Origin of the sequence: Thermophagus sp. OGC60D27, assembly GCF_052400625.1 — a bacterium.
In the GTDB taxonomy this organism is placed as follows: domain Bacteria; phylum Bacteroidota; class Bacteroidia; order Bacteroidales; family Marinilabiliaceae; genus Thermophagus.
Window position 1 is genome coordinate 125,655 of the sequence record NZ_JBQTGH010000004.1, and the last position, 26,851, is coordinate 152,505.

18 protein-coding genes are annotated in these 26,851 nt (G+C 40.6%); 8 read left to right on the top strand and 10 right to left on the bottom strand.

Annotation, left to right across the window (positions count from 1 at the left end; all coding sequences use genetic code 11):
- Positions 1–38 precede the first annotated feature (38 nt).
- The 7 genes from ACT29H_RS06505 (at position 39) to ACT29H_RS06535 (ending at position 8,995) form a co-directional block, all read left to right on the top strand.
- Complete coding sequence (locus ACT29H_RS06505; protein WP_444820801.1) at positions 39–1,889, top strand: MFS transporter; 1,851 nt, start codon at positions 39–41, stop codon at positions 1,887–1,889.
- A 100-nt stretch (positions 1,890–1,989) separates the two neighbouring features.
- The gene (locus ACT29H_RS06510) at positions 1,990–3,513 is read left to right on the top strand and encodes a glycoside hydrolase family 10 protein (RefSeq protein WP_444820802.1); all 1,524 of its coding nucleotides are present in this window, start codon (positions 1,990–1,992) and stop codon (positions 3,511–3,513) included.
- Between the two features lie 144 nt (positions 3,514–3,657).
- Positions 3,658–5,097, top strand: a complete 1,440-nt coding sequence (locus ACT29H_RS06515; protein ID WP_444820803.1) for a sodium:solute symporter — start codon at positions 3,658–3,660, stop codon at positions 5,095–5,097.
- Positions 5,098–5,264: 167 nt separating this feature from the next.
- The gene (locus tag ACT29H_RS06520; protein ID WP_444820804.1) at positions 5,265–6,374 is read left to right on the top strand and encodes an acyltransferase family protein; all 1,110 of its coding nucleotides are present in this window, start codon (positions 5,265–5,267) and stop codon (positions 6,372–6,374) included.
- Positions 6,375–6,585: 211 nt separating this feature from the next.
- Positions 6,586–7,281, top strand: coding sequence for a hypothetical protein (locus tag ACT29H_RS06525; RefSeq protein WP_444820805.1), 696 nt, complete (start codon positions 6,586–6,588; stop codon positions 7,279–7,281).
- Between the two features lie 547 nt (positions 7,282–7,828).
- Positions 7,829–8,644 (top strand): IS256 family transposase, encoded by an 816-nt coding sequence (locus ACT29H_RS06530; protein ID WP_444820958.1) that lies wholly within the window; start codon positions 7,829–7,831, stop codon positions 8,642–8,644.
- A gap of 183 nt (positions 8,645–8,827) precedes the next feature.
- Positions 8,828–8,995: a hypothetical protein gene (locus tag ACT29H_RS06535; protein ID WP_444820806.1), complete on the top strand. Its 168-nt coding sequence runs from the start codon at positions 8,828–8,830 to the stop codon at positions 8,993–8,995.
- A 205-nt stretch (positions 8,996–9,200) separates the two neighbouring features.
- Here the strand turns inward: ACT29H_RS06535 and ACT29H_RS06540 are convergent, their stop codons facing one another.
- The 7 genes from ACT29H_RS06540 to ACT29H_RS06570 all read right to left on the bottom strand — a co-directional run bounded on the left by ACT29H_RS06540 (position 9,201) and on the right by ACT29H_RS06570 (position 20,766).
- Positions 9,201–10,748, bottom strand: coding sequence for a glycoside hydrolase domain-containing protein (locus ACT29H_RS06540; RefSeq protein ID WP_444820807.1), 1,548 nt, complete (start codon positions 10,746–10,748; stop codon positions 9,201–9,203).
- Positions 10,749–10,831: 83 nt separating this feature from the next.
- Positions 10,832–11,932 (bottom strand): hypothetical protein, encoded by a 1,101-nt coding sequence (locus ACT29H_RS06545; protein ID WP_444820808.1) that lies wholly within the window; start codon positions 11,930–11,932, stop codon positions 10,832–10,834.
- Between the two features lie 66 nt (positions 11,933–11,998).
- Complete coding sequence (locus tag ACT29H_RS06550; RefSeq protein ID WP_444820809.1) at positions 11,999–13,681, bottom strand: RagB/SusD family nutrient uptake outer membrane protein; 1,683 nt, start codon at positions 13,679–13,681, stop codon at positions 11,999–12,001.
- Between the two features lie 36 nt (positions 13,682–13,717).
- Positions 13,718–16,843, bottom strand: a complete 3,126-nt coding sequence (locus ACT29H_RS06555; protein ID WP_444820810.1) for a SusC/RagA family TonB-linked outer membrane protein — start codon at positions 16,841–16,843, stop codon at positions 13,718–13,720.
- A gap of 20 nt (positions 16,844–16,863) precedes the next feature.
- On the bottom strand, positions 16,864–17,745 hold the full coding sequence (locus ACT29H_RS06560; RefSeq protein ID WP_444820811.1) for a carbohydrate kinase family protein: 882 nt from the start codon (positions 17,743–17,745) through the stop codon (positions 16,864–16,866).
- Between the two features lie 94 nt (positions 17,746–17,839).
- Positions 17,840–19,192, bottom strand: a complete 1,353-nt coding sequence (locus tag ACT29H_RS06565) for a sugar porter family MFS transporter (protein WP_444820812.1) — start codon at positions 19,190–19,192, stop codon at positions 17,840–17,842.
- A 32-nt stretch (positions 19,193–19,224) separates the two neighbouring features.
- Positions 19,225–20,766, bottom strand: coding sequence for a glycoside hydrolase family 32 protein (locus ACT29H_RS06570; protein WP_444820813.1), 1,542 nt, complete (start codon positions 20,764–20,766; stop codon positions 19,225–19,227).
- Between the two features lie 268 nt (positions 20,767–21,034).
- Here ACT29H_RS06570 and ACT29H_RS06575 point away from each other — a divergent pair, with 268 nt between their 5' ends.
- The gene (locus tag ACT29H_RS06575) at positions 21,035–23,791 is read left to right on the top strand and encodes a hybrid sensor histidine kinase/response regulator transcription factor (protein ID WP_444820814.1); all 2,757 of its coding nucleotides are present in this window, start codon (positions 21,035–21,037) and stop codon (positions 23,789–23,791) included.
- Positions 23,792–23,946: 155 nt separating this feature from the next.
- Here ACT29H_RS06575 and ACT29H_RS06580 read toward each other — a convergent pair whose 3' ends face one another.
- The 3 genes from ACT29H_RS06580 to ACT29H_RS06590 all read right to left on the bottom strand — a co-directional run bounded on the left by ACT29H_RS06580 (position 23,947) and on the right by ACT29H_RS06590 (position 26,772).
- On the bottom strand, positions 23,947–24,312 hold the full coding sequence (locus tag ACT29H_RS06580; protein ID WP_444820815.1) for a hypothetical protein: 366 nt from the start codon (positions 24,310–24,312) through the stop codon (positions 23,947–23,949).
- A gap of 124 nt (positions 24,313–24,436) precedes the next feature.
- Positions 24,437–25,201 carry a hypothetical protein gene (locus ACT29H_RS06585; RefSeq protein ID WP_444820816.1) on the bottom strand — a complete coding sequence of 255 codons (765 nt, stop codon included), beginning with the start codon at positions 25,199–25,201 and terminating at the stop codon, positions 24,437–24,439.
- Between the two features lie 2 nt (positions 25,202–25,203).
- Positions 25,204–26,772 carry an RHS repeat domain-containing protein gene (locus ACT29H_RS06590; protein ID WP_444820817.1) on the bottom strand — a complete coding sequence of 523 codons (1,569 nt, stop codon included), beginning with the start codon at positions 26,770–26,772 and terminating at the stop codon, positions 25,204–25,206.
- Between the last annotated feature and the right edge of the window lie 79 nt (positions 26,773–26,851).

Sequence of the window (26,851 nt, forward strand, 5' to 3'; positions counted from 1 at the left end):
TTCCAAGGATGATTGGATTCAATAAAACAGTTGTATTTATGGGAAAAAACAACCGTTCCCCCTGGAGTTGGGTGCCTACTCTCTACTTTGCACAAGGCATTCCTTATGTAATTGTCATGACCGTTTCGGTGATCATGTACAAACGTTTAGGCATATCCAATGCCGACATAGCGCTTTACACCAGCTGGCTATACCTGCCGTGGGTTATAAAACCGCTATGGAGCCCCGTGGTCGATCTGTTGAAGACCAAACGGTGGTGGATCGTCATCATGCAACTGTTGGTGGGTGCAGGGCTGGCCGGCGTCGCCTTAACCATACCGGCACCCGGTTTTTTCCGATACACACTGGCCTTTTTTTGGCTGTTGGCCTTTTCTTCGGCTACACATGACATTGCTGCCGATGGGTTTTACATGCTGGCACTGGACGAACACAAACAGGCCTTATTTATTGGTATCCGCAGTACTTTTTACCGGATTGCCATGATCACCGGACAGGGCCTGCTCATCATTCTGGCCGGCTTTTTTGAGACTTCCACCGGCCTCCCCCCGGTTGCGTTTTCGGTTCATGCACAACCCGACCTTCCACCACGTATAGAACGCTCTGATTTTGACCAACCCGCCGACAGCAGTAAGTTGGCATTCATCCTGACCGGTGAGGAACTTCACATTCCCACACAAAAAGCCACGGCCGAAACCATCGACAGCCTAAAATTATGGGCTTCGGAACAAAACCTGGCCAACGGATTCGTAATGCCGGCAGTGGAAATCACCACCACCAAGGAGACCGGATGGTGGACCAATCATATTTCGGGGCCTCTGAAAGCGCAACTTAAAGCCCTCTTTGGCCGACACGAAGCAGAAGGTCCTGCTTTGCATCCCGGCAATGTGGGCCTCATAGGGGTTCGACTCACCAAAGCACCCAACGAAGATGAAGAAGTAGTCCTAAATACCGGCTTCCGGCGTGGCGACGAAAGTATCAGTCTGGTCCAGGGGGAACGCATCGTCATGAATCATACCAACTGGAACAAGACCGCCTGGATGGTGGTGCAACTGGACCCCAAGCTGCAAGGTCATTCCACTGCCTGGTTTGAAGGTCGATCCGGAAAAATTCCATTGGCATGGAGCCTTACCTTTGTTATCCTGACCGTACTTTTTCTGGTTTTCTTTGTTTATCACCGTTTCATATTGCCTCGTCCGGCATCCGATAAGCCGGCGGTACAGGAAAATGACGAAGGGCTCTTTCAGGAATTCTTCATCACCTTCAAATCCTTCTTCCGAAAAAAGAATATCGGATCGGCACTGGCCTTTCTGTTGTTGTTCCGGCTTGGAGAATCGCAGCTGGTGAAACTCGCTTCACCCTTTATGCTGGATGCCCGCGAAATTGGGGGACTCGGGCTGACCACCGGCGATGTGGGATTAATCTATGGCACCATTGGCATTTTGGCATTAACACTTGGCGGCATTCTGGGCGGATGGGTCGCCTCACGCAACGGACTTAAATACTGGATCTGGCCCATGGCTTTAGCCATGAACCTTCCCAACCTGGTATACGTCTATCTTTCTTATGCCATGCCTCAAAACATGTGGCTCATATCGGCGTCGGTTGCCGTAGAACAGTTTGGTTACGGCTTCGGCTTCACGGCCTATATGCTCTACATGATCTATTTTGCAGCCGGCAGCCATAAAACCGCGCACTATGCCATCTGTACCGGTCTGATGGCCCTGGGAATGATGATCCCCGGAATGATTTCGGGATGGATACAGGAAATTGTGGGCTATCACAATTTCTTTATATGGGTATTAATCTGTACCATCCCCGGATTCATTGTCATTAAGTTTCTGAAGATCGATCCCCATTTTGGCATTAAAAAGGCTGAAAAGGGGAAATAGTGAATAGTAATTGACATTGTAATTAAAAACATTTGACATATTAAAGAAGCAACCGGTTCCACTTCTTAAATCTAACAATCTTACATCTAATAATCTTAATATGATACGTATTGCCACCCTCATATTAATAGAGCTTTTGATCACCCTGGGGCTTCAGGCTCGCAACTATCCCAAGCGGGAGATGCGGGCCATCTGGATCGCCACCGTGGCCAACATTGACTGGCCTTCCCGGGCGGGACTTTCGGTTGACATGCAACAAGAGGAGATGGTTGAATTGTTGAATCTCGCCAAAGAATACCATCTCAACACGGTAATCTTTCAGGTCAGACCGGCCACCGATGCCTTCTTCCCGTCCGGGCTGGAGCCCTGGTCGCAATGGCTCACGGGAGAACAAGGGAAAGCCCCGGACCCTTTATACGACCCGCTGCAGTTTGCCATTGCCGAATGTCGGAAACGGGGGCTGGAGCTGCATCTGTGGCTCAACCCTTACCGGGCCGTGGTCGATACTGCCAAATCCTCTATAGCGGAAAATCATCCCATCCATCAGCATCCCGAATGGTTTGTGACCTACGGAAAGGCTCGTTATTTCAATCCGGGTTTACCCCAGACCCGCAACCATGTGGCGACGGTGGTGGCCGATCTCTTGCGTCGATACGATGTGGATGCCCTTCATTTCGACGATTATTTCTACCCCTACCGCATTGCCGGGCAGGAGTTCCCCGACCAGGAAGCATTTGAAAAATATCCGCGCGGGTTCACCCCGGACCAAAAGGAGGATTGGCGCAGAGACAATGTAGATCTGATCATCAAACAGTTGCATGATACCATTGAAGCCGTACGCCCCACTGTCGCTTTTGGCATCAGTCCCTTCGGAGTGTGGCGCAACCAATCGGACGATCCTCGCGGTTCCGCAACCAAAGCGGGTCAGACCAACTACGATGATTTGTATGCCAATATCCTGCGATGGCAGGAGGAAGGCTGGATCGATTATGTGACGCCTCAGATCTACTGGCACATAGGAAAAGAGGTGGCCGACTATGCCATTATTGCCGACTGGTGGAGCAAAAACGCTCTCGGATGCCGTCTCTACACCGGACAAGCCTTCTACCGTATCAACCGCGATGCCAAAGACCGGGAATGGCGTTCTTCCCGTCAGATCATAAAACAGCTTCGGTTAAACCGTTTTTACCCCAATATTGACGGCAGCATGTTTTTTAGTGCCAAATCGCTCAGGAGCAACCCCTTAAAGCTGAAAGAAAAATTACTCAGGGGCCCCTATCGGTACCATGCCCTTCCGCCGGTGAACCCCAGGGTCGAGCAAATCACCCCCGGTGTACCTCTAAAAGCAACCATGGAAATAACGGGCGACTCGATTCATCTCTCCTGGATGCCCGGCCGTAACAACCAGGCTTTTGTGATCTATAAATTTCGGAAGGGGAAACCGGCCAACGCCGAAAATCCCGAAAATATTTTTACCGTCACCGGAGAAAATGATATTGCAATAGAAATATCCCGTGATACCAATCCGGGGAAATACTATTTCGTCGTTTCGGCGCTGAGTCCCACCAACCAGGAGTCGGTACTTGAATATTTTTTCGGAGGACAGACAGGAGACAGAAGATAACAAGTGGATAGTGGATGGTCGGTAGTGAAATAGTAGATATAAAAATATGAATAGAAACAAATGATTCCCACATCCACTAAAAACGAAACACCATAAACTAGCCACTATCCACTATGAACCAATGACTATAAATTTATCACATTCATGAGCACCACCCTTGTATTAATCGTTATTCTCGGATTTTTCGCAGCGCTGTTTCTGATATCGTGGTTTTCGTCGCGGGGCAGCAACAGTGAAACCTTTTTCACCGGCAACCGCAAGTCGCCCTGGTACCTTGTGGCTTTTGGCATGATTGGCGCCACCATTTCCGGCGTTACGTTTATCTCCGTACCGGGCGAGGTGGGCAGCAGTGGCTGGAGCTATTTTCAGTTTATCCTTGGCAACTTTGTGGGCTATTGGATCATCGCCCTGGTGTTGTTGCCACTTTATTACCGTCGCAACCTGGTTTCCATTTACACCTATCTGGATCAGAGATTTGGCTTACGGGCCTATAAAACCGGTTCGTTCTTTTTCCTGTTGTCGCAGACCATCGGCGCCTCTTTCCGTCTCTACCTGGTGGCTGGAGTGTTGCAAATATCATTCTTTGATGCCCTGGGCGTTCCCTTTTGGGTGACGGTGCTCACCACCATTACCCTGATCTGGCTCTATACCTTTAAAGCCGGCATCAAAACGGTGGTATGGACCGATACCTTGCAAACCTTCTTTATCCTCATGTCGGTAATCGTAACCATTATTGTTATGCTTAATCAGCTGGATATGGACGGGAGCGATTTGTTCGCCATTGTATGGAATCATCCCTACAGTAAAATATTTGATTGGGACTGGCAGTCGGGCACCAACTTTTTTAAACAGTTTCTGGCCGGCATTGGTATCACCATCGTTATGACCGGTCTGGACCAGAATATGATGCAAAAGAACCTGACATGTAAAAATCAGAAAGAAGCCCAGAAGAATCTCTTTTGGTTTAGTTTTTCGTTTGTGGCAGCCAATCTGTTGTTTTTGGGATTGGGCGTGTTGCTCTATCACTACGCCGAACAGATGGGCATCGCCCTGCCCGAACGAACCGACGATCTGTTTCCACTGCTGGCCATCAAATATTTTGGTACGGCTGTTGGCGTCTTCTTCCTGTTGGGCATAACCGCTGCGGCCTATTCCAGTGCCGACTCTTCATTGACGGCTCTTACCACCGCCTTTTGCATCGACTTTCTGAATGTGGATCCCAAACAGCCATCAACGGAGAAAAAGAGAATACGGGTGCATCTGACCTTCTCATTCATCATGTTTTTGGTGATCGTCCTTTTCCGAATTATCAACGATGAGAGTGTCGTCAACTCGGTGTTTACTGCAGCCGGATATACATACGGTCCGTTGCTGGGGTTATTCACTTTCGGCATTCTGACAAATCGTTCGACCAGAGACCGTTTCGTACCCTATATTAGTATTTTGTCGCCTGTGGTGTGTTATATAATAAGCAGTAACTCCGAAGCGTGGCTGGGTGGTTACCGGTTTGGATTCGAGCTGTTGCTACTGAACGGGCTGCTTGTATTCCTTGGGCTATGGGTCTTTTCAAAGAAAAAAGTTTAAATGCTGAAACACAGAGACACAGAGAAATAACTCTTTTTTGTGGGAGTGATAGCTTCCCAAAAGGTTTCTAAAATAGTTGAAAATAAGCTCCGTTAAAGTGGAAAAAGCTTCAGACAAGCGAAACTCTGACACAGAAATGTTTGCATATCAATAAAATCAGCTACACTATGAAAAAATCAGAAAGATATCTGGCACTGGATGTGCTGCGAGGCATGACCATCGCCTTAATGATCACGGTCAACACCCCCGGCAGCTGGAAATACATTTATGCCCCTCTGCGACATTCCAGTTGGCACGGTTGCACCCCCACCGATTTGGTTTTTCCCTTTTTCCTGTTTGTGGTAGGTGTTTCCATGTTTTTCTCTTTTGCCAAATATGGCAATACCCTTAACAAAGAGTCGCTTAAGCGTCTGGGACGAAGAACATTATTAATCTTTGCCATAGGTCTTTTTCTCAATTCCTTTCCCCAATGGGGCCGCGACTATAGCACACTACGCATCATGGGAGTCCTGCAACGCATTGCCCTGGCTTATGGCTTTGCCTCATTGATTGTTCTTTCCGTCTCCCGAAAATATGTTCCGTGGATTGGCATGGCCATACTGCTCTTTTATTGGGGTATTTTGGGATGGTTTGGCGGAGATGACCCATACAGCCTCAACGGCAATGTAACCATTCCCTTCGACGCGGCAATTCTTGGAGAACAACACCTTTACAAAGGTTTTGGTATTCCTTTCGATCCGGAAGGGTTGCTCAGTACCATTCCGGCAGTGGTAACCGTTTTGTTGGGCTATCTGACAGGGGTATTCATCAAGACCACCGAAAAAGTCAAAATCCCGGGGCGACTGGCACTCTATGGCCTCCTGACCACCATTGCCGGAAGATTATGGGGATGGGTATTCCCCATCAACAAGCCGCTTTGGACCAGCTCTTATGTGCTTTACACTGCCGGACTGGCCGCTCTGGTATTCGCCCTGCTCATCTATATTATCGACATCAAAGGCTGTAAAAAATGGACCTCCTTTTTTGTGGTTTTCGGCATGAATCCGCTCTTTATCTTTGCCCTTTCAGGGGTATGGGCCCGCACACTGGGCATGCTCATCAAATTTGAGACCGCCGATGGCACCGTAATGCGGGGCAGCACCTGGCTTTATGAGAATATTTTTGTGCCTCTGGCCGGAAATATGAACGGTTCGTTGCTTTATGCTTTAACCCACGTCTTCTTTTTCTGGGCTATCGGATACATACTATACAAGAAGCGGATCTTTATAAAAGTATGATAATTTTAGAAGGAAAAGTAAAATACTTTTGATATACATAAATTATTACTTAAGATAATAAGATGACTTTTTAGACTGTTTAAAAGTCACTTGAGCAAAAAAAATTTTGACATATAAAAGTTGTTTTATTAAATTTATATCGTTCTTTGAAAGGTATTAATGTTACCGAGAGTCTGGTGTGTTGTATGTGTAATTTAAAATTGTTGTTGTTATGAGCCAACAAGATTTTGAAGCACTACGACCAGCCATTGAGGCCCTTGATCCGGATACGGTAAAAGAGCCGAATTTGCCGGTTCATGTGGCAGTACAGGAGGCTGAGGACCTTTACCATTGGTGTCAGCCTGACCAGGAAGTGCTGGTAAAAGCCGGTTTAGACTGGCAATTGGTGGAAGACCTTCCGGCCCGTGCCGGTGCTTGTAGGTATGCCCAGGCCATTTGGCGAAGAGATTCTCAGGTTACGAGGGATGCCCAGAAGGAATGGAAAGAACGATCTAAAGAGGCTTTTGATCTTCGCGACGTTTTGATTCATCACTTCTATCATGCTTTCCGGAAAAATCCCGATCTTATTAATAAGGTGAGGGATATTGACGAAGGAGGAAGCAATAGTGATATGATTCAGGATTTGAAAGATCTTTATCATCTGGGCATAGCTAATAAAGAGTTATTGGATGCCATATCATTCGATTGGAGTGAGCTTGATAAGGCCCGTGATTGGTCGGATGAACTGGCAGATGTGCTGGCCCGCGCTAACGGAGAAAAATATGCCAGCTCCGAGTCTAAAATTATGCGCGACAGAGCCTATACCTATCTGAAGCAGGCAATGGATGAAATACGCACACACGGCCAATACGTTTTCTGGAGGAATCCGGAACGCAAAAGGGGGTATGTAAGTGGTTACTGGAAATGAGTTGAACAGTGCTTGTCAGCCTCAAATCCGGGATTTCTTTAAATCCCGGGTTTGGGGTTTTTTTTGATTAAAAACTGCGTCGGCTTTTGTGTCCTTACTCTGGTTTAATTTTTCCCTTGTCATTGCACCTTTTAAAAAACTTTTTGCCGTAAAAATAGCATGCAGGGCTATTTTCGTGCCTCTCCTGTGAAATAATATTGGTCTTTAAGAGATTATTTCCCTCATTGTATGCAATGAATCGTTCCTGATTAAAAGGAAAGTGTCCTGCTTAAAATCTTGTCGTCCTGCTTAAATTCTGCTGTCCCTGCTTAAGTTTTGACCGTCCTGCTTAAATTATTGCTTCCCTGCTTGAATTTTACCCGTCCTGCTTAAATTCTAACGCCCTGCCGGGGGGTGTAGTGTGTCGCTCATGATACTGTTCAAAAAAGTGTGTCTGTAATTGAATAAAAAAGGTCTTCTCAGGTTAGTTTTACAAACGAAAAACCAAAATGTATAACTAAAAAGAGAAGACCAAATGGATTTCACAAAGTAACAATTAACAGAATTAATAAGCAAACATTTAACCAAAGGAAAAGGGTTACAAGACCTAATGGAATTGATGATAGAAAGCCTGATGCGAAGTGTACTTCGAGAATTTTTGGATACCCAACCGGATAATAAATGGAATGGTTACCGTCAGGGCAGGAGTTACGGAAATGGGAGAGAATTAGAGTTTCGTATACCAAGGGATCGTTACGGTAATTTTCATCCGACCATATTAGCCTTACTGCGAGACCAGGAAATAGAATGTGAGCGTTTAGCGGGTAGTTTGTACAGTAAAGGGCTTACCCAATCAGAGGTAGGGGAAGTATTTGAAGAAGTGTACGGACGCCATTATAGTAAAGGCAGTATAAGCCGTATGATAGAATACCTTCGAGAAGATGTTGACCAGTGGTTATCACATAGTCTTGAGACAAATTATCCAATAGTATTTGTTGATGCCATTCACATAAAAGTCCACCGAAAAGACAGGGTAGAGACCGAAGCCTTTTATGTAACAATAGCGGTAAAAGAGGATAAAACTCGAGAAGTATTAGGGATATTCAACCGCCCTAGTGAGAGTTCCGGAGGGTGGCAGGAAATGTTTGAGAGTTTGCAATCCAGAGGCGTTCACTCCATAGGCTTGCTTGTAGCAGATGGGTTAAAATACCTTGAAGATGCCCTTGCCAGGGTTTATCCCACGACCCCGCTACAAAAAGGTGTTACGCATTTGAAGCGCAACATGCTCAACAAGGTGCGTCATAGCGATAAAGAAGAATTGAGTGAAGATTTACGGGAAGTATTCCAAACCGGCAATCAGTATTACACAGCGGAACAAGCATAGAATGCCTGGCAGCAATTATGCGAAAAATGGGGGAAAGATTATCAAACGATAAAGAAAATGAAAAATGACCCAACATATCGTTATTACTTTACGTACCTGAACTATGATTACCGAATCCAATCAATGATTTATACCACCAACCGGATTGAGTGATTACAACGAGACTTCAGAAGGGTATTGCGTATGCGTGGAGCTATGCCCGATGAAGAATCTATTATAGTGTTGATGGCCAAAACAGCAATGGAAAAACGTGCATATTTTAGGCAATTACCGGGTATTGACAGAGATAAAACATTATTCCCCAGAAAGCAAATGGAGCATCCTGAATTGATAAATAAAGGGAGCGATTAGTAACTATTCTGTCAAGGCTATACAAGTCCCTCCCTTCGGTCGGGAGCCTTGACAGAATAACTCCTAATCTCATAAGAATATTTATCAAATCAGGAAAAAGAAAAAAATTAACTTTGCAATACTAACTAAACTGAGATAAATCTTTTTTCGGACACACTAATTTAAACACTATCTGAAATTTAGTTAAACCAGTTTTAAGAATAATTTATTCCGATTTTGCCACAGTTACAGAAAAATCATCAAAAGTAACAATTCCGGTATCCGAAAAAATCATCCATGGATTTCGGCTCATTTTATAGATTCGGTTGGTGAACGCCCGTTTGTCATCAACATACATAACACAAACTGATTTTTCAACCACTATTTTAATTTCAAAGGTTCGGGATGAGGGAATTGTAATGGGAATTGAATTAATTACTTGGTAAGTTGTTGAAGGACTGTTCCAATCTGAAAGATATGCAAGTTTCAAAAGCTCTTCATTTAGGTCGATATGTAAGGCGTAAACCGAATTTAGGGTCTCGCAGGCACCAAAAACAAACCCAAAATTTTGTGCTTCCGAATCGGCTTTAACGATAGTGCTAATTTTAAATGGCTCATTCAATCGGCTTATTTTGACAATTTGTCTTTTTTGGCTAGCATTAAGTACAAACCCGGATGTCGTTGGAACTACATCTTCACTATATTCAATAATTCCCCATGGAGCATCCTCCTCCAACCAGGAATCCAATGTTTCTGGAATTGTTGTTAACAATCTGCCATCGTGTGCTTGCTTCAGTTGATGAACAACCAGAGAACCGCCCCAGCTATATTCATTAGTGTCCTCATCATCGATGCGTGTAGGACACCAGCCAAACAATAATCGTTTGTTTTCATCACCAGCAGACTTGGCTGCATAATAAGCCGAGCCGTCAAACATGTTGTTTTCTGGCACCTTCCAAGGTCCATATCGATTGTGCGATACGAGGTAATAAACCCTTCGGTCGTTAATATTGGAATAAATAAAATACCATTTCTCATTTAAACAAAAAAGGTCTATACACTCAAGCATAAATATGGAATCATCAGAATAAAAGGGTTCCATAAGTTCCCAGTTCAACAAATCCTTGGAAACAAATTGTGCTAAAACAGCCCGATTATTTTTTCTGGCACTTACCAGCATAATATATTTCTCTTTGTCTTTATCATAAAATATATATGGATCTCGAAATTCATTTTGATCATAACCTACTGGAGCAAATAGGAGAAATCCTGATTGTTTTTTCCACTTTTGCAAATCGGAAGAAATTGCTAACATTACAGCCTCTTTAGGTTGGTCTGGTGAATGATTCCATTTATGACCAGTGTAGAATGCATAATAGAAATTATCCTTCTTTATCACACATCCAGTTCCTAAGGCTATATCCTGAGAATTAGTATCACCACATGGAATAGCTAGTCCTCTATAGCAATAAGAGACAGCATCATTGGTCTCAACCAAATGCCAAGGATGATATTGATCGCTAGCTGGACGTTCGTCATTAAGAAAAAAGACATACCAAGTTCCGTTTTCGAAATAAGGTATAGGATCTCCGACCCAAGTATGTTGAGGGCGAAAAAAATACTTATACCACCCGGATTCAAAGGTAGAAAAACAATTTGTTGTCAAATCTGGATCGGTTCCTGACGGCTTCGAATCTTCCTTTTCCGATTTATCGCAGGATACCCAGAATATAAGTAAACTGAAAAGGGCTGTTTTAATAAATGTTTTTTTCATAACAAAACTATTAAAATAACCAGGCGAAAAGAAATAATCCTTTCATTCGCCTGGTAAACTTCGCTAGCTATTAGTTAATAATTTTATTTTGGATGAGCAATCAATTGATCCCAAAACATTCGATGTCCAAAGAATGACGTATCTTCCCTGGTATCATCTATGTGAGGTGCAACCAAAATGGTAGTTATTTTGGATAGTCCATGGTTCACTGGTAATAAAAACTCCAACATTTGCCATTGACCTGCTTTTTCAGCAGAATAATTGACCTTTAAATACTGATTTTCTGCCCCTTCACCTTGGATTTCTAGCTGAACATCTCCTCCGGTTTCTTTCCATACCATAAGTGTAAAACGGGAATATTTTTCTGGATCGATTTCCAAACCGCCTAATCCACCCCCAGTCCAAGGATCATCTTGCGGATTGCGCCATATGGATGCACAATATGGCGTTAGGTTAATATCATCAGGCAAAGGATTATCATATTTACTTTCTATATCACCTGCTGACCCAACAGTCCACCAAAGCGGAACCTTTTCCTCTCCATCATAAATTACCAGTGAAGGAATTTCCAACTCTCCTTCTTTTACATGGACCTGATAAAAGAATTCCTCCCCCTTAAAATACAAAGTATATGTAACAGGTACAGAAAAATCAATAATTGAACCAGGAGCCGGTACTATTCTAGCTCCTTTAGTAAATTCTATGTTGGGACTCAATTTAGTCAGATCAGTGCCATATGGTACTGTAATAGTTATGGATTGAGAATTATGATCGATAATTCCAATACGTTCTCCAATAACAAATGAGGTGATTTTCGCAGATATAGCTTTTGCTGTTACTAAATAATCGCGATAAAGATTTCCGTTTATTACCCTGAAAGTCACAGGAATTTTATCGGATGTACTAAAATCAACCGGTGTGCCTGGTTCAGGAAATATGGTTGCATTTTCATCTATTTCAATATCCGGAACCAATTTAGTTTCATCAGTATTTTTGGGAAGATTTAAATTAACCGTACTTGTGGATTGATCAATTTCTCCTTCTATACCATTAATACTAAAACTTTTAATTTTTACATCTGCATTAAAGTCAAGATTACTTGGCTCCCATTCTTCTTTACAGGATATAAACATGATGCCAGAATATATGACCATCAGTAATATATTGATCAGATTGTGTTTCATATTACTCGCTATTAATTGAAATTTTGTGTGTTTCTATTTGGAAAAAGGATAAATTGACTTCATAAATTAATAATTGATATTTTGTTCGTATAATCCTCTGCTAAAATTTATTTGTTGTTCTGGGATTGGCAAATACTCATCTTTATTCTTGTCAAATTTAGCATCTTGGTAATAAGGGGCTACGTCTTTTTCTTCATTATAAAACTCATTAAGAACTTCATCTGCAATTCCCCAGCGCACAAGATCAAAAAATCGACTTCCCTCCATTGCAAATTCCAAACGGCGCTCCCACCGAAGGGCCTCTCTAGCAAATGAATTAGTCCATTCACAATTCACCCCAGGCTCATACAAAGCTACCTCAGTATTAGTCGCATAAGGAATTAAGAGGGTACTATTTTTTGCCCTTTCACGAATCTGGTTGATTAATGGAAGCGCTTCATTCTCTCTGTTTAATTCAATTAACGCTTCCGCCCTCATCAATAAAACATCGGCATAGCGCAGTACAATTCTGTTTTTTGAATTGCCATAGAACGGGTCAATGTTAACAAAACAGTCACAGGATGGATCTACATTCTCCTTTAAAGAGGCATAAACTCCGTAAACCCCGGGGTTTCGGTTCCAAGACTCATTGTAAATATAGTCCTGATTATACTTAAAAGGATATCCCGGAATAGCAACGGTATGAAATAAACGGGGATCAACCTTATCTGATTCGTCATTATACATAGCATCATTATAGGATTGAAACATGGGCAACCCCTTTTCTGTTTTAAATGCATTAACCAAATTCTGGCTAGGCTTATGGAAATCGCAACATCCTAGCCCTTGGGGAACTGCTAAAACATCTCCAAAATTTAAACGTCCGTATAAAGTTCCATCATCATGTGAATACTGAACCGAAAAAATGGCTTCAGGACCATTCTCAAAATCACCGGGAAGAAAATTAAATGAAAAATCTTCCTCCAAATGGTATTGTGATCCCATAACCACTTCTGTATAATTCAGTACGTCTTCCAGATAATCTGAATTTATTCCCATAACAGCATGATTTTCTCCTTGCTCAAAGGCTTGGTACAGCCGAACTTTTGCCAGATATGCTGCTGCAGCATGCTTATTAGCGCGACCAACATCCTCTTGTTCTTCCGGCAAATGATCGTAAGCAAACTTAAAATCCTGAGCAATTTTTTCCCATAATTCATCATTGCTTAACGCAACATTAGAAATAGTTCCATACTCTTCTTCTGGGACAGTTTCATCAATGTAAGGGATATTTTTAAATAAAATTTTAAGCATGAAATAAAAATGGCCACGAATAAACCTCATTTCACCCATCCGTGCATTTTTCTCCTCGAAATCTTCTTCACTGATGGAATTTAAGGCTTCTAGGGCCGCATTTGCTCTGGAAATGCCCACATATAAATTATACCACAAAGCATCGGGCTCAGCAAAAGCAGGATTAATGTTTTCAGAGATTTCAAAGAAATGGAAGTCCTGAATATCAGCCTCATCACGTCCACCTTTATAGGCATCGTCTGAACGTACATTTCCGTAAGGCCATAAGCTCATAGGTTCTGTATAATGATCATTTCCCAGCATTGAATAGGCAGCGATAACCAGTTTGTCAATCTGTTCAGGTCCCATTATATCGTCCTGACTCAAGATAGCATTGGGTTTTTTATCTAAAAAATCTTCACAGCTGACGCCCAATAACATCAGGAAAAAACTTAATACAATTATATTTTTCTTCATGATTTCGAAATTTAATGTTCATAATATTAATGACTTCTAAAAAGCTGCATTAATTCCAAATGTAAAAGAAGCGGGGATAGGATACCCAAATCCCGGTGTTTCCGGATCTTCTCCTGTAAAATTTTTTCCGGAAATGGTCAGCAAATTTTGACCGGTAATATAGATTCTGAGATTATCCATTCTTAATTTGTCACTAATTTTGGAAGGGAGGGTATATCCAAGTTGAATATTTCGGACTTTCAGATAGGAAACATCTTCCACAAAATAGGTTGAGAACCTTGCTTCCCAATTAGTGTCAGTGTTTTGCAATGCGGGAATATCAGAATTAGGATTGGATGGACTCCATGCATTTAACAACCGAGTTCCCTTATTGGACCCTGTTTCGAGCACACTCCAAAAGTCTGTGTTTCCCTTAACATCATACACATTGGCATCCATATTTTGAATACCCTGAATAAACAGGCTTAGATCGAAGTTATGATATTCCAGGTTAATATTTACTCCATATGTAAAATCAGGATGAGGATTTCCAATCCAGGTTCGGTCTTCTTCATTAATTACCCCGTCATTATTAAGATCTTTGTATCGGATCCTTCCCAATCCTTTACCATCCTGTTCGGCATGAGCTAAAACCTCTTCTTCGGTTTTAAACAACCCATCAGCCACATATCCATACATTGAATTAAGGGGGCGTCCCAGAATATTATCGTCTTGTCCATTCCCTCCATAAGCATTTTGGACATCTGGCGGCAAATAAGTTACTTTATTTTTGTAAGATGAGATATTTGCATTGATTTCATAGGTTAAACCTTCGGAGGCAGTCCTTCCCCTGTATCCCAGGGTAGCTTCAAACCCCTTGTTTTCCATAGAAGCTCCGTTTAACCAACGATTTCCACCTTCGCCTATAGCTGCCAAATAAGGGGGCAAAACCAGAATATCGTCGGTCTTTTTTATATAATATTCTGCTGATCCGTAAAAGGACTGATTGAAAAAGCCAAAATCAACACCAATATTAGTTTGAGTGGTGGTCTCCCATTTCAGGTCATCATTACCTCGTTGCGCCAATTTGAATCCAGAAGGGAGAGTGCTACCTCCCTGTCCTGTAATATCATATGCAGTTCCCTTAACTGTGGTCCAGGTGGGATCAGCCATTCCATAATCTGGGACATAGATTGTATAAATAGCTGTATTACTAATTTCCTGATTTCCGGTTTGTCCCCATCCAAATCGAAGTTTCAAATTTGATAAATTATTAAAAGAACTTAAGAAAGGTTCTTCGCTCAATCTCCATCCTAAAGAAAAGGCCGGAAAGACACCAAACTGATTATTGTCACCAAACCGGGAAGAACCGTCGTAGCGTAAAGTAAAGGATGCCAAATAACGTCCACCATAATCGTAGTCAATTTTACCAAAATAAGAAAGTAAACGGTATCCGGTTGAAGAGCCGGTAGTAGTGGATTGCCCGGTACCAACATCCGGCCACATATATTCCTTTGTCTCGAGCTCAAAACCTTCTTTATAGGCCGTAAAATTAATATTGTCTTCATTAAACATTTCCATGCCTCCCAATAGGTCAACCTTATGGTTGCCAAAATGTGCATTATAGGTGACGGTATTACTCCAATTCCATTTCAACCAATGTCCCTGAGAAAGGTTAACAGCCGTAAGATCATTTTTTAAGTACCCCGACTGATAACTTTTGGTTAAAATTCTTTGAAAAAAATTCCCATAATTTATCCCAAAAGAACTTTTTAAGTTCAATCCTTTTATTGGATTAATACTAATATAGGCGTCTCCGAAAGTCCGCCAATATCGATAGGCATTATCTTTGTTATATTTCAAAAGTCTAACAGGATTGTGACGGTCGTTCATACCTCCGGCAGGGCCACCCCAGCCTCCATCTTCCGTATAAACAGGGATAATTGGTAATGCTTGTAAGGCGGCGTTTAAAATTCCACCAGGGGCTTCTAACTCTTCAGTAGTATTTAGAGTGAAATGTTCGCCTAAAGAGATAATTCCATCCCAAAGCTTATATTCCGAGTTCAATCGGGCTGAGATCCTGCTGAAATTACTGTATTTTATAATTCCTTCATTATCAACATATCCTAAGGAGAAAAAATAATTTCCTTTTTCTGTACCATTACTTAGAGATAAGTCATATGATTGCATTAAGCCGGTTCTGGTAACTTCGTCAAACCAATCGGTATCAGAAACTCTCATGGTTTGTCCATCATCAATGAATTCGGGCAAAATAATATCATTTAAGACCGGTGTTACGTCTGAGTTATAGCCCCAATCATAAGAGTACCCTATATTATTACTATTAGGATCTCTCCCACTATTGACATAAGCCTGCCACATAGCTTCACCATATTGTTCGGTATTTAGTACACTCATTTTTGTGCTGTACCAAGAAGCAGTTAGCGATCCTTTAAAAGTGACCTGCATCTTTCCCTGTTTCCCATTTTTGGTAGTAATGACGATAACGCCATTTGAAGCCCGTGATCCGTAAATACTGGAAGCAGCCGCATCTTTTAATACCTGGATACTTTCGATATCATTAGGATTGAGCTCGTGCATTCCCATTTTAGTAGGAACGCCGTCAATAATGAAAAGCGGATCATTGTTGTTTAATGTTCCAATGCCTCTGATTCTAATTGTAGCACCACCTTTAGGACTTCCATCAGAGGTAATCATCATTCCTGGGACTCTTCCCTGCAGTGATTTCATCGCATTTGTGGAAGGGATTTTTTCCAATTCTTCCACATCAACGACACTAACGGCACCGGTCAGGTCAGCCTTTCTTTGTGATTGATATCCAGTAACAATTATTTGATCAAGATCAACAACGGTACTAACGAGCGTAACATTAAGTACCGACTTTCCTGAAACCGGCACTTCATTAGTTTCCATACCAATAAAACTAAACACCAGGATAGCGTCAGAGGGAACATTAAGCGCGTAATTTCCCTCCATGTCGGTAATAGTTCCTTTAGAAGGATCCCCTTTTTGAATAATGGTTACCCCCGGTAAGGGTTCACCATTCTGATCGGTTACTTGTCCGGTAACCGTCATTTCTTGTCCTGATACCTGCACTGCCATTGAAAATAAGACAGTGAGATACAGCAATTTTCTCAAGAATTTAAATGCTGGATTTTTCATAATAAATTGATTTAGATTGATTAATAAGCTGTTTTTTTTCGAATATTTTCTGGCAAAACAGGCATAGCACCGTTTTGAGAGCAAACAAAAGCAGAAATTTCTACAGCACTTTTATGTATATTTTTCAGTTCTTTACCAGTCAACATACCCATTGCCAATGCGGCAGTAAAAGAATCACCAGCCCCAATAGTATCAGCCACCTTTACTTCGGGAGTTCCCAATTCGCTGATCTCATGGTCAGACATCAATAGGCTCCCTTTTTCTCCATAGGTAATGGCCAACAATTTCAAATTAAAAGACTTAAGAAGCATCTTCCCGGCGGAACGACTATCGCCCTTAAGGCCATAGATATCTTTTATCTTTTCAAGCTCTTCGCTGTTAATTTTAAAGATGTCAGATTTTTCCAGAGAAGTGGTTATTATTTCAGGAGAATAATAATTTTGCCGAAGGTTGATATCAAATATTTTGAGGCAATTATCCGGAACCATTTCCAGGGCTTTAAGGATTGAATTTCTTGACACATCATTTCTTTGAGCCAACGTACCGAAACATATGGCATCAGCCTTTTTTAGAAGAGCAACTCCATCTTCATTCAAATCGATAAAATCCCATGCTACATTTTCATGAATGAGGTATTCCGGAATCCCATTTTGCAGCATTACCTCTACCGTTCCGGTTGGTTTCTCATTAATTGAAATTCCATTAAGGAGATTCTTTTTTTTGATGAAATTGAGAATTTCAATACCATTTGAATCCTTCCCCACAGCACTGATCACAGCTCCTGCGGCTCCCAACTGCTGACAATGCCATGCAAAATTGGCTGGTGCACCTCCAAGTTTTTTCGCTTCTGGGAGTAAATCCCATAAAATTTCGCCAATACCTACAATTATTTTTTTCCCCATAACCTAATTATTAAACAAGACTATTACCGGACATCCCGACGAAAGCATAAGGATGCCAACTTTTTAATCCAATAATTTACTTCTGATTTCTATTTTACTTCTCACGTAAGTTGAGCTCCTCTTCTATGATTTCCAGTGCTTTGCCTTTTGTTTCGGGAATTCTAAAAAGAATAAACAAAAAAGCCCAGATAGTGAAAAAGAGAAAAAAGCCGAAAGCAATCGCTCCACCTAATCTGCTCAGCATCCAAGGAAAAAACTGAACTACCAGCAATGTGCACACCCAACTTACGGCGGTAGAAAGAGACATCGCGACACTTCTTATTTTATTGGGGTAAATTTCAGAGGTTACAACCCACATTACAGGGGCCAGAGAAGCAGCGAAAAAAGCAATATAACCAAGGATAGAAATCACTACGCCCAAGCTGTTGGCCCTGTCAGTTATAAAAGATATAACCAGATAGATAAGAGAAAGTGCCATTCCGCCCGTTCCAAACAAAAGAAGTTTCTTTCGTCCAATTCGGTCAATTAACCACACCGCTACCAGAGTAAATAAAAAATTAACTACTCCTACCAAAATGGATTGGAGAAGAGCGATATCGTTACCTACACCGGTTTGGTCGAATATGACAGGAGCATAGGCAATTATGGCATTAATACCTGTGATCTGTTGAAAAGCAGCCAACATTACCCCAAGAACAATTACCTTTCGCAGATTTCCGTGAAATAGAGTAGAGAAGTTAACCTTCTTCACGGTATTGTTTTGATTTTTTTCAATGTTAGTTAGTATAGATTTATACTCCATAAGAGCGTTTTCGGGACCTGCCACATTCTTTAAAATGGCTAAGGCTTTTTCTTTATGCCCTTTAATTATTAACCATCTGGGGCTTTCAGGAAATTTCACCAACATTGCCGCTAAAAACGGAATTGTAACAAAAACCGGACTGGCTAACATCCATCTCCATCCTTCATTTTTTTCAATCATATAATAATCGAACACATAAGCAAGCAATATGCCCGTAACAACACCCAATTGGTTAAGGGTTCCCAGCGTTCCTCTCACTTTTGCCGGGGATATCTCACTAATATATGTAGGAACCATTACTGACACTGCGCCTACACCTATCCCCCCAATTATTCTTGCTATTGACAAGGATACAATGTTGTTGGCCAATCCACTCCAAATCGATGAAATGCCGAACAATACAGCAGTTATAATTAACACTTTTTTTCTTCCAACCTTCTCGGATAATGGTCCCGCCGAAAAAGCTCCAATCATACATCCTGCTACAAGAGCACTAACCACAATCCCAATTTCAAACTCACTTAAAAGAAACTGTGATTTCAGGGAAGATACTGCGCCTGAGATGGCAGCCATATTAATTCCAAAAATTAAACTTCCCATCACAGCAATAATTACCACCAGCATTAATTTTTTTTCAATTTTCATTTTGTTTCTATCCATTTTTCAATTTACGGTCTTTAATTCCAAATAGATTTCAGGCCTCGAACTTTTGCGGAAACAATTTTGATATGATCTGTTTTTGATATAGATATTTGGTTAAGAAGAGTTTCTGGAAATACTATGTTTGTCATTTGTATCCGCCCATTGTTAACGAAGAGTTCTATTGAAGTTTGATCAACAAATAGCTCTACACGATGAATTTTGCCAAAATATAAGGGTGCAGTTACCCTTTGGGAAAAACTCTTATGAAAGTCTACTTTACCCGATTTACTGCGATCCAATGAAAGCATTCCTTGAGATAGGTCAAAGGTTATCTCCACTTGATTATTGACTGAATTTGAAAGAAGAATCTTAAATGAAGAAGAGTCGGAAGATTCAAGATCTATCTTCAGCTGGTAAGCGGGAAATGCTTTTAAAACATGAGATTTTCCATCGATATATTCCCAATTTCCGGCTATTTTATTAATTGAATCAATGACAGTTCCTGCCAAAAAGTAACCGTCTTCTTGGCTTCCATCTAATATTAGCTGACGGGGCAAGGTGTTAGCACCCCTCCATTTCTCTGTTGGAACCAATGTGGCATATTCCCAATTACTCATCCAACCAATAAAAAGACGGCTGGTTCCATTACCGGGAACATTGGACCAAGTAACGCCGGCATAATTGTCTTTCCCATAATCTAACCATAATTCCTTCTCAACCGGATTATCCGATACAAATTCTTTCCCATCAAAATCTCCTATATAGTATTTTGTCCCTGACCCTCCATTGGGTGCTCCCGGGTTCAGGCTAACTAACAATACCCATTTTTCTATGCCATCAGTTGTTTTTATAGGGAATAAATCAGGGCATTCCACCACTCCGCCATGATCTATTCCGCTACCAAAATCACTTTCAAATGTCCAATGTTTTAAATCGGGAGAAGAATAAAATGAAACGCGATCTTTTACAGCTAAGGCCATAATCCACTTTTCCTCTGCTTCGTACCAAATTACTTTGGGATCACGAAAGTCTTTGATGCCTGGATTTTTAATTACCGGATTACCTTTATATTTAGTCCAGCTTCTACCATTGTCTAAACTGTATGCAATACTTTGTGTTTGAAAATCGATATCCCCATGACTTTCCTTTTTATGACTGTGGTTTGTATAAATTGCAACAAGCGGTATCTTGCCATCATGCCCAAAGCCACTTGTGTTAAAAATATCGGCCACTGCACTTCCCGAAAAGATAGTTCCAAGTGAATCTGGATAAAGGGCTATAGGAAGATGTTGCCAGTGTACTAAATCTTTACTTATAGCATGTCCCCAATGCATCGGTCCCCACACACTACCCTGTGGGTTATGCTGGTAGAATAAATGAAATTCACCATTAAAATAAACCAGTCCATTGGGATCATTCATCCATTTAGTAACCGGACTAAAGTGAATTTGCGGTCTCCACTTTTCATTCATGAAGTTTTTGGGGTTACGATAAGCTTCTGATATATTTTCGTTATTTTCGCAACAAGGCAGTAAACCAAAAATTATCAGAAGCTGAATAATGAATTTATTTTTCATTTGTGTGAAAATTTTAAAAAATAAACAAATGTTCTTTGATGCAAAAGTATGTTTGTTGCCCGTTTAAGTGGTATAGCATTTGTTACAAATATTATAACTCTTGTTCCAAATGTGGTGCTTAAAGGTCAGATAATAAATGATGTTACATGACGTGTAACCAGAATGATAGTCATAAAACAAGGGCGGGCAAAGCAAAGATTTTTCTTTTTTAATATTAACATACTGATGCTAATATTTTTTAAATTCGCGATCAGTAATAATGTCCCATATGAAAAATTTTCTGGTTCCACTCCTTTCGATAGCCTTTTTTTCAGTAGTTATTTTTTCGGGATGTAAACAAAATCGAAAAGAAGTATTTCATATTGGCTTTTCACAATGTGCCAAAGACGAATGGCGTGAAACTATGAATAAGGAAATGGTTATGACGGCATCGTTATATCCAGATATTGAATTAACTATTCTCAATGCGGATGGAAATACCAAACGTCAAGAGCATCAAATACGGCAATTTCTCAACCAAAAGGTTGATTTGTTAATCATTTCACCTAACGAATCAAAACCAATAACCCCAATTGCCGAAGAGGCATACTTAAGTGGAATTCCTACAATAATTATAGATAGAAAAATCAATTCGGATCTTTATACTGCCTATATAGGAGCTGATAATTATCAGATAGGGAAAGATGTTGCTTCCTATATTGCCAATATTTTTAAAGGAAAAGGGAGAATTTTGGAAATAAGAGGGCGGGATGGTTCTAGCCCGGCTTTGGAAAGACACAGAGGTTTCATAGAAATTCTCAAGCATTTCCCTGAATTAAAGATAACTGAAAGTGTTGAGGGGATGTGGCTGCCAGATGTTGCTGCTCAAAAATCCCAAATTGCATTTAAAAATAACAGTTTTGACATAGTATTTGGTCACAATGATGTAATGGCTCAAAGTGCAAAAAAAGTTGCAGAATCGTTATCAATTGAAAATCTATTTGTAGTAGGGATAGATGCTTTACCAAATTTGGGGATGGAACTAGTTGAACAAGGTATTCTACATGCATCCTTTATTTATCCTACAGGCGGGAAAAAAGCAATTGAAATAGCAAGAAACATTTTGATAGGTCAACCTTTTCAAAAGCAAAATATTTTGGGAACTTCTGTTGTTGATAGCTCAAATGTTACCGTCCTTCGTCTTCAAACAGATCAGGTACTGGCTTTTCAGGATATTCTGAATCATCAAACCAAGCGCATTCAAGAGCAGGAAAAACAATTTGATAATCAGCGTTCCTTACTGCACGTTGCATTAATCAGTCTTTTTCTTCTGATTGTTCTATCTCTTTGGTTGGCTTATTATTATTATATGCTTCATAAACGAAATGAAGAACTTTCACAAAAAAATATTGCCATAGAACGGCAAAAGAAACAACTTCAAAGTCAGAATCGTCAAATTCGTCAAATGAATTTAGAAGTAAAACGTGCCTCTCAAGCTAAACTAAATTTTTTTACTAACATAAGTCACGAGTTCAGAACGCCATTAACTCTTATTCAGGCGCCTTTAAATGAAATTCTTTCTACCCCTGAAATAGAAAGAAACCAGGCGATTAAGTACAATCTTCTGCTCGTAAAGCAAAATAGTGATCGATTGCTAAGATTAATTAATCAATTAATGGATTTCAGAAAGATGGATTCTGGTAAACTGAAACTTAATATTTCGAAAGTTAACTTATTTCAGTTTATTCAAGATATCTACAAAGCGTTTATACCTCTTGCCCGACAAAAAAACATTGACTTTTCCTTTAATTGTTCCCAACAAAATGTGGAAGTATGGATGGATGTTGATAAAATTGACAAAGTTCTTTTTAATGTACTTTCTAATGCATTTAAATTCACTTCTGAGAATGGCATAATCAAAATTACTGCTTACATTCAAGAGGATAATAATGTTAGAGTGGAAGTTTCAGATACGGGGTGCGGAATCCCTGCCAATAAAAAGCAACGAATATTTGAGCCATTTTACCAGCAAAAGGAACATCTTTCAACTGGGACTGGAATAGGACTATCATTATCAAAAAGCTTTATTAAATTACATAAAGGACAAATTACAGTCAGGGACAATTATCCTAAAGGAAGTATTTTTACCATAATTTTCCCGAAGGGAGAAGAATATAAAAAATTGGATGAAGAAGAAAAAATACGCAATCTCGACAAAATCGACTTACCTGCTGTGTCGCAACAAGATGAAGTTACAAAGAGCTTAGTTGTTTATAACTCAACAAATAAACCATTTCTTCTAATTGTAGAAGATGATGAACCGCTTAAATCTTACCTTCTGAGTCTTCTCTCTCCTTATTATAATATCAAAACTGCTTCAAATGGAAATTTAGCACTCAAAATCATCAGTGAAAAACATCCTGATTTAATTCTAACGGACATAATGATGCCTGTGATGAATGGCATTGAACTCACTTCTCAACTTAAAAACAACCTTGAAACAAGTCATATCCCCATTATCATGCTAACTGCAAAAGTCGAACAAGACCAGAAAACTGAAGGAATTGAAATTGGTGCTGATGCCTACATTGAAAAACCTTTTGATCCCAAATACCTTAAGGTTAGAATCAAAAAGCTTATTGAAGGGAGAGAAACGCTCAAAAAATATTACCAACAGAATATTATCAATCTTGATATTGGTACAATTAATGAAAGTATATCACCAATAGATCAGAAATTCTTATCCAAATTGCACCGTACCTTGGAAGAAAACTTTTCCGATCCTAATTTCTCAGTTGAAAAACTGAGTGCTATAATGGGCTTGTCCAGAATTCATCTCTATCGGAAAATGAAAGCCCTCACCAATTATACTCCCACCGACTATATTGGAAAGTTTAGGTTATACAAGGCCTTAAAGAAATTGAAAGACCAAAAGTGTAACATATCCGGAATTGCGCTGGACGTAGGTTTTACATCTCCTGCATACTTTACTAAAAAATTCAAAGAAGAATTTGGACAGACACCATCAGATATCATCAACCATTAACAGCCTAATTTACCACCCTTTTATTGTAAAAATCTCCAAAAATGATCAGACTTAGTTAAAGAGTATAAACCATTACAAAACAACACCTATTTTTAGCGTTGACTAATACGTAATTTGGTTAGGAGTTAATTGGCCCTGATAGCGAAATAGTTTGATCAGTTGTCAGAATCACGCCTGTTTCCCCACGGATCGAATGCCTGGCGTTCCACAACGTTGCCGTCTTGGTCTGTCAAAGCTGTCAATGAGCCCAGGTAATCGGTGTAGGCGTAGTAGAGTCGGGCATTGTCGTTTCCCTCTACAAATATTGCTGTCAGACCGTTACCACCGCTAAGGTAATGAATTTTACGTATTTTCCCATCGGCGGTTTGTTCTTCTTCGTAGTCGCCGAAGTAGTAGCGGGTGAGGGTGGTTTGGCCATTGGTTTTAAAAACTTGTTTTGCATTCTCATTCCACCGGTTGTGCCTGATGTGATTCGTGTTCCTCGGGGCAGAACTTTTCGGTTGACTTCCTTCAGATCCCACCTCACGATGGACCCCTTGTCTTTAGCTAATGGTTGCGATTATGAACCCCATGGCGGACTTTCACCACCTAGTTATTTACCATGCACGGTGCACAAAAAAAGCCCGGACTTGCCGGGCTTTTTGCTTAAAATGTTATTTTAATTTCATTTGTGTAAAAATCACCATTGTATAAGTGATAACCACCTACTTTCTCAGGTAATTTAACTTCCTTAAACTCCCACTTTTCTTTTTCATTATCCCATACTGAAAATGTGAATAAAAAATCATTTATTTCATTAATTGAAAGAGCAAATGAATAATCTCCACCAACAACCTTAAAACCAAATAGATTATAATATTCAACATGCTTTGAATAGGGTAGCAAAAAAACAAAATCCTCTCTTAACTCTCCCAAAATTTGAGACTCTTTTATATCTGATTTTTGGTTATATCTTAACGTATTATTTTCATTAAAACGAAAAACAGTCTCATAAATATCTGACAATAATTGATTAATTTCTCCAACTTCATGTTCTGAATAAAAATCAATTGAATCTGGCAATACTTCCCATTGAATGTTATTTGGAGGCATGCCTCCTATAAAAACACTCCTCTTTATTGATGGAAGATGTATTTTATCAAAGTCACTTAATTTAAAATCAGCCACTAAAGTACTTGCAGCTAACTGGGGCAAAAAAAAGGCGTTTTTGTATACTTTTGGTAGAAAAATAGAGTCGTTGGTTAAATTATTATACCTAATCTTAAGATATGGCACAACATTGATTTTTAATCCATTATAAACATCAGACTCTTCGTATTTCCATTCGATAGAAAGTTCTATCGAAAGTTTCTGACCATACGATTCACAGACAAAAAACACTGCCATTAATAATATAATTTGTTTCACCATATCTAAAAAGGATATATAAAACTACTTGTTCCTGTCCAACCAAAATTTGAATATCCAAGCATATTAAAATAGCTCGGCCATTGCGCCCTCATAGCGTTAACAAGTGATTCTGGAAAGGATGCCATTCCTAACTTTAACCCTCCTATAGAATTCTGGTAACTATAGGCATGGTACTCCATCATGTCATGGTTAAATCTGATAATCTGACCATTATAAACAAAACTTTGCTTTAATATACTTGTAGGTAGCCCCGCCAAAGCTGCGTATTGTGACACATGAACAAGTTCATGCCCCATTGTGAAATATAATTGTTTGGCACTTGAAAAAGCTAAATTCTTATTAAAATAGACGTTAGAACGTCCAGTCAAAACCCCACCTCTTTGTAAATATCTTGTAGCTCCAGGAGCTCCTGCGTGGTCCATCTTTAATTGCAGTTCCGCAGGAACATTTTCCGCTGTAAACTTACCTACTTTATCCATAGGTGCATCTTTATACCATGCTTGTTGCGCATCTGAAAGAAATTTATCTGAAGCTGGTACTGCATCTCCACCTTCTACACCAAGAGTTTCACACCCTTGTTGAAACAAGGTCATTTGCCTGTTATACTGGACACCACCAGCAATTCCTCCAATAACAGCACCTCCAAGAGCACCAATACCACCTCCAATTAAACCTTGTTCGAAACCTTGTCCAAATGAAGCTCCTCCTGCCCAAACATTTCCTGCTCCTCCAACAAATCCTCCTGCAAAACCACCTGCAGCACCTACCGCAGCCCCATTTAACACAGCTCCGCCAAACGTAGTAGCTGTTGATAATGCCCCTCCAACTAATGCTCCAGCTCCATATCCTGCTGCACCACTTAAAGCACCAACCCCCATAGCCAATGCAAAATATCCAAAACTATTAATATTTCCAGTTGCACCTTGTATGAATGTATTGATAAAAGCCCCTAAAATAATTGCTTCAACAATAAATTCTCCCGAAGGGTCAGTATAAATGAGTGGATTATTCAGGCAATACCCATACCTATTATAATTCAGCCAATACCCCGGCGCCTGTAATTGCGGATCGGGACTCAGAAAACGCGCTATCTGCGGGTCATAAACACGCCCGTTCATGTTGATAAGGGCAAAATCATCCAGGTGCTCATGCATCGTGTAGCCTCGGTCGGTAATGTGACTCACCGGAGTGGTGATGAGACTGGTCCAGTCATCTGGATCACGCCTGTTTCCCCACGGATCAAATGCCTGGCGTTCCACAACGTTGCCGTCTTGGTCTGTCAAAGCTGTCAATGAGCCCAGGTAATCAGTGTAGGCATAGTAGAGTCGGGCATTGTCGTTTTCCTCTACAAATATTGCTACCAGACCGTTACCACCGCTAAGGTAATGAATTTTACGTGTTTTCCCATCGGCGGTTTGTTCTTCTTCGTAGTCGCCGAAGTAGTAACGGGTGAGGGTGGTTTGGCCATTGGTTTTAAAAACTTGTTTTGCATTCTCATTCCACCGGTTGAGTCTGATGTGATTCGTGTTCCTCGGGGCATAATTTTGCCGTTGACTTCCTTCAGATTCCACCTCGCGATGGACACCCTTGCCTTTAGCTAATGGTTGCGATTATGAACCCCATGGCGGACTTTCACCACCTAGTTATTTA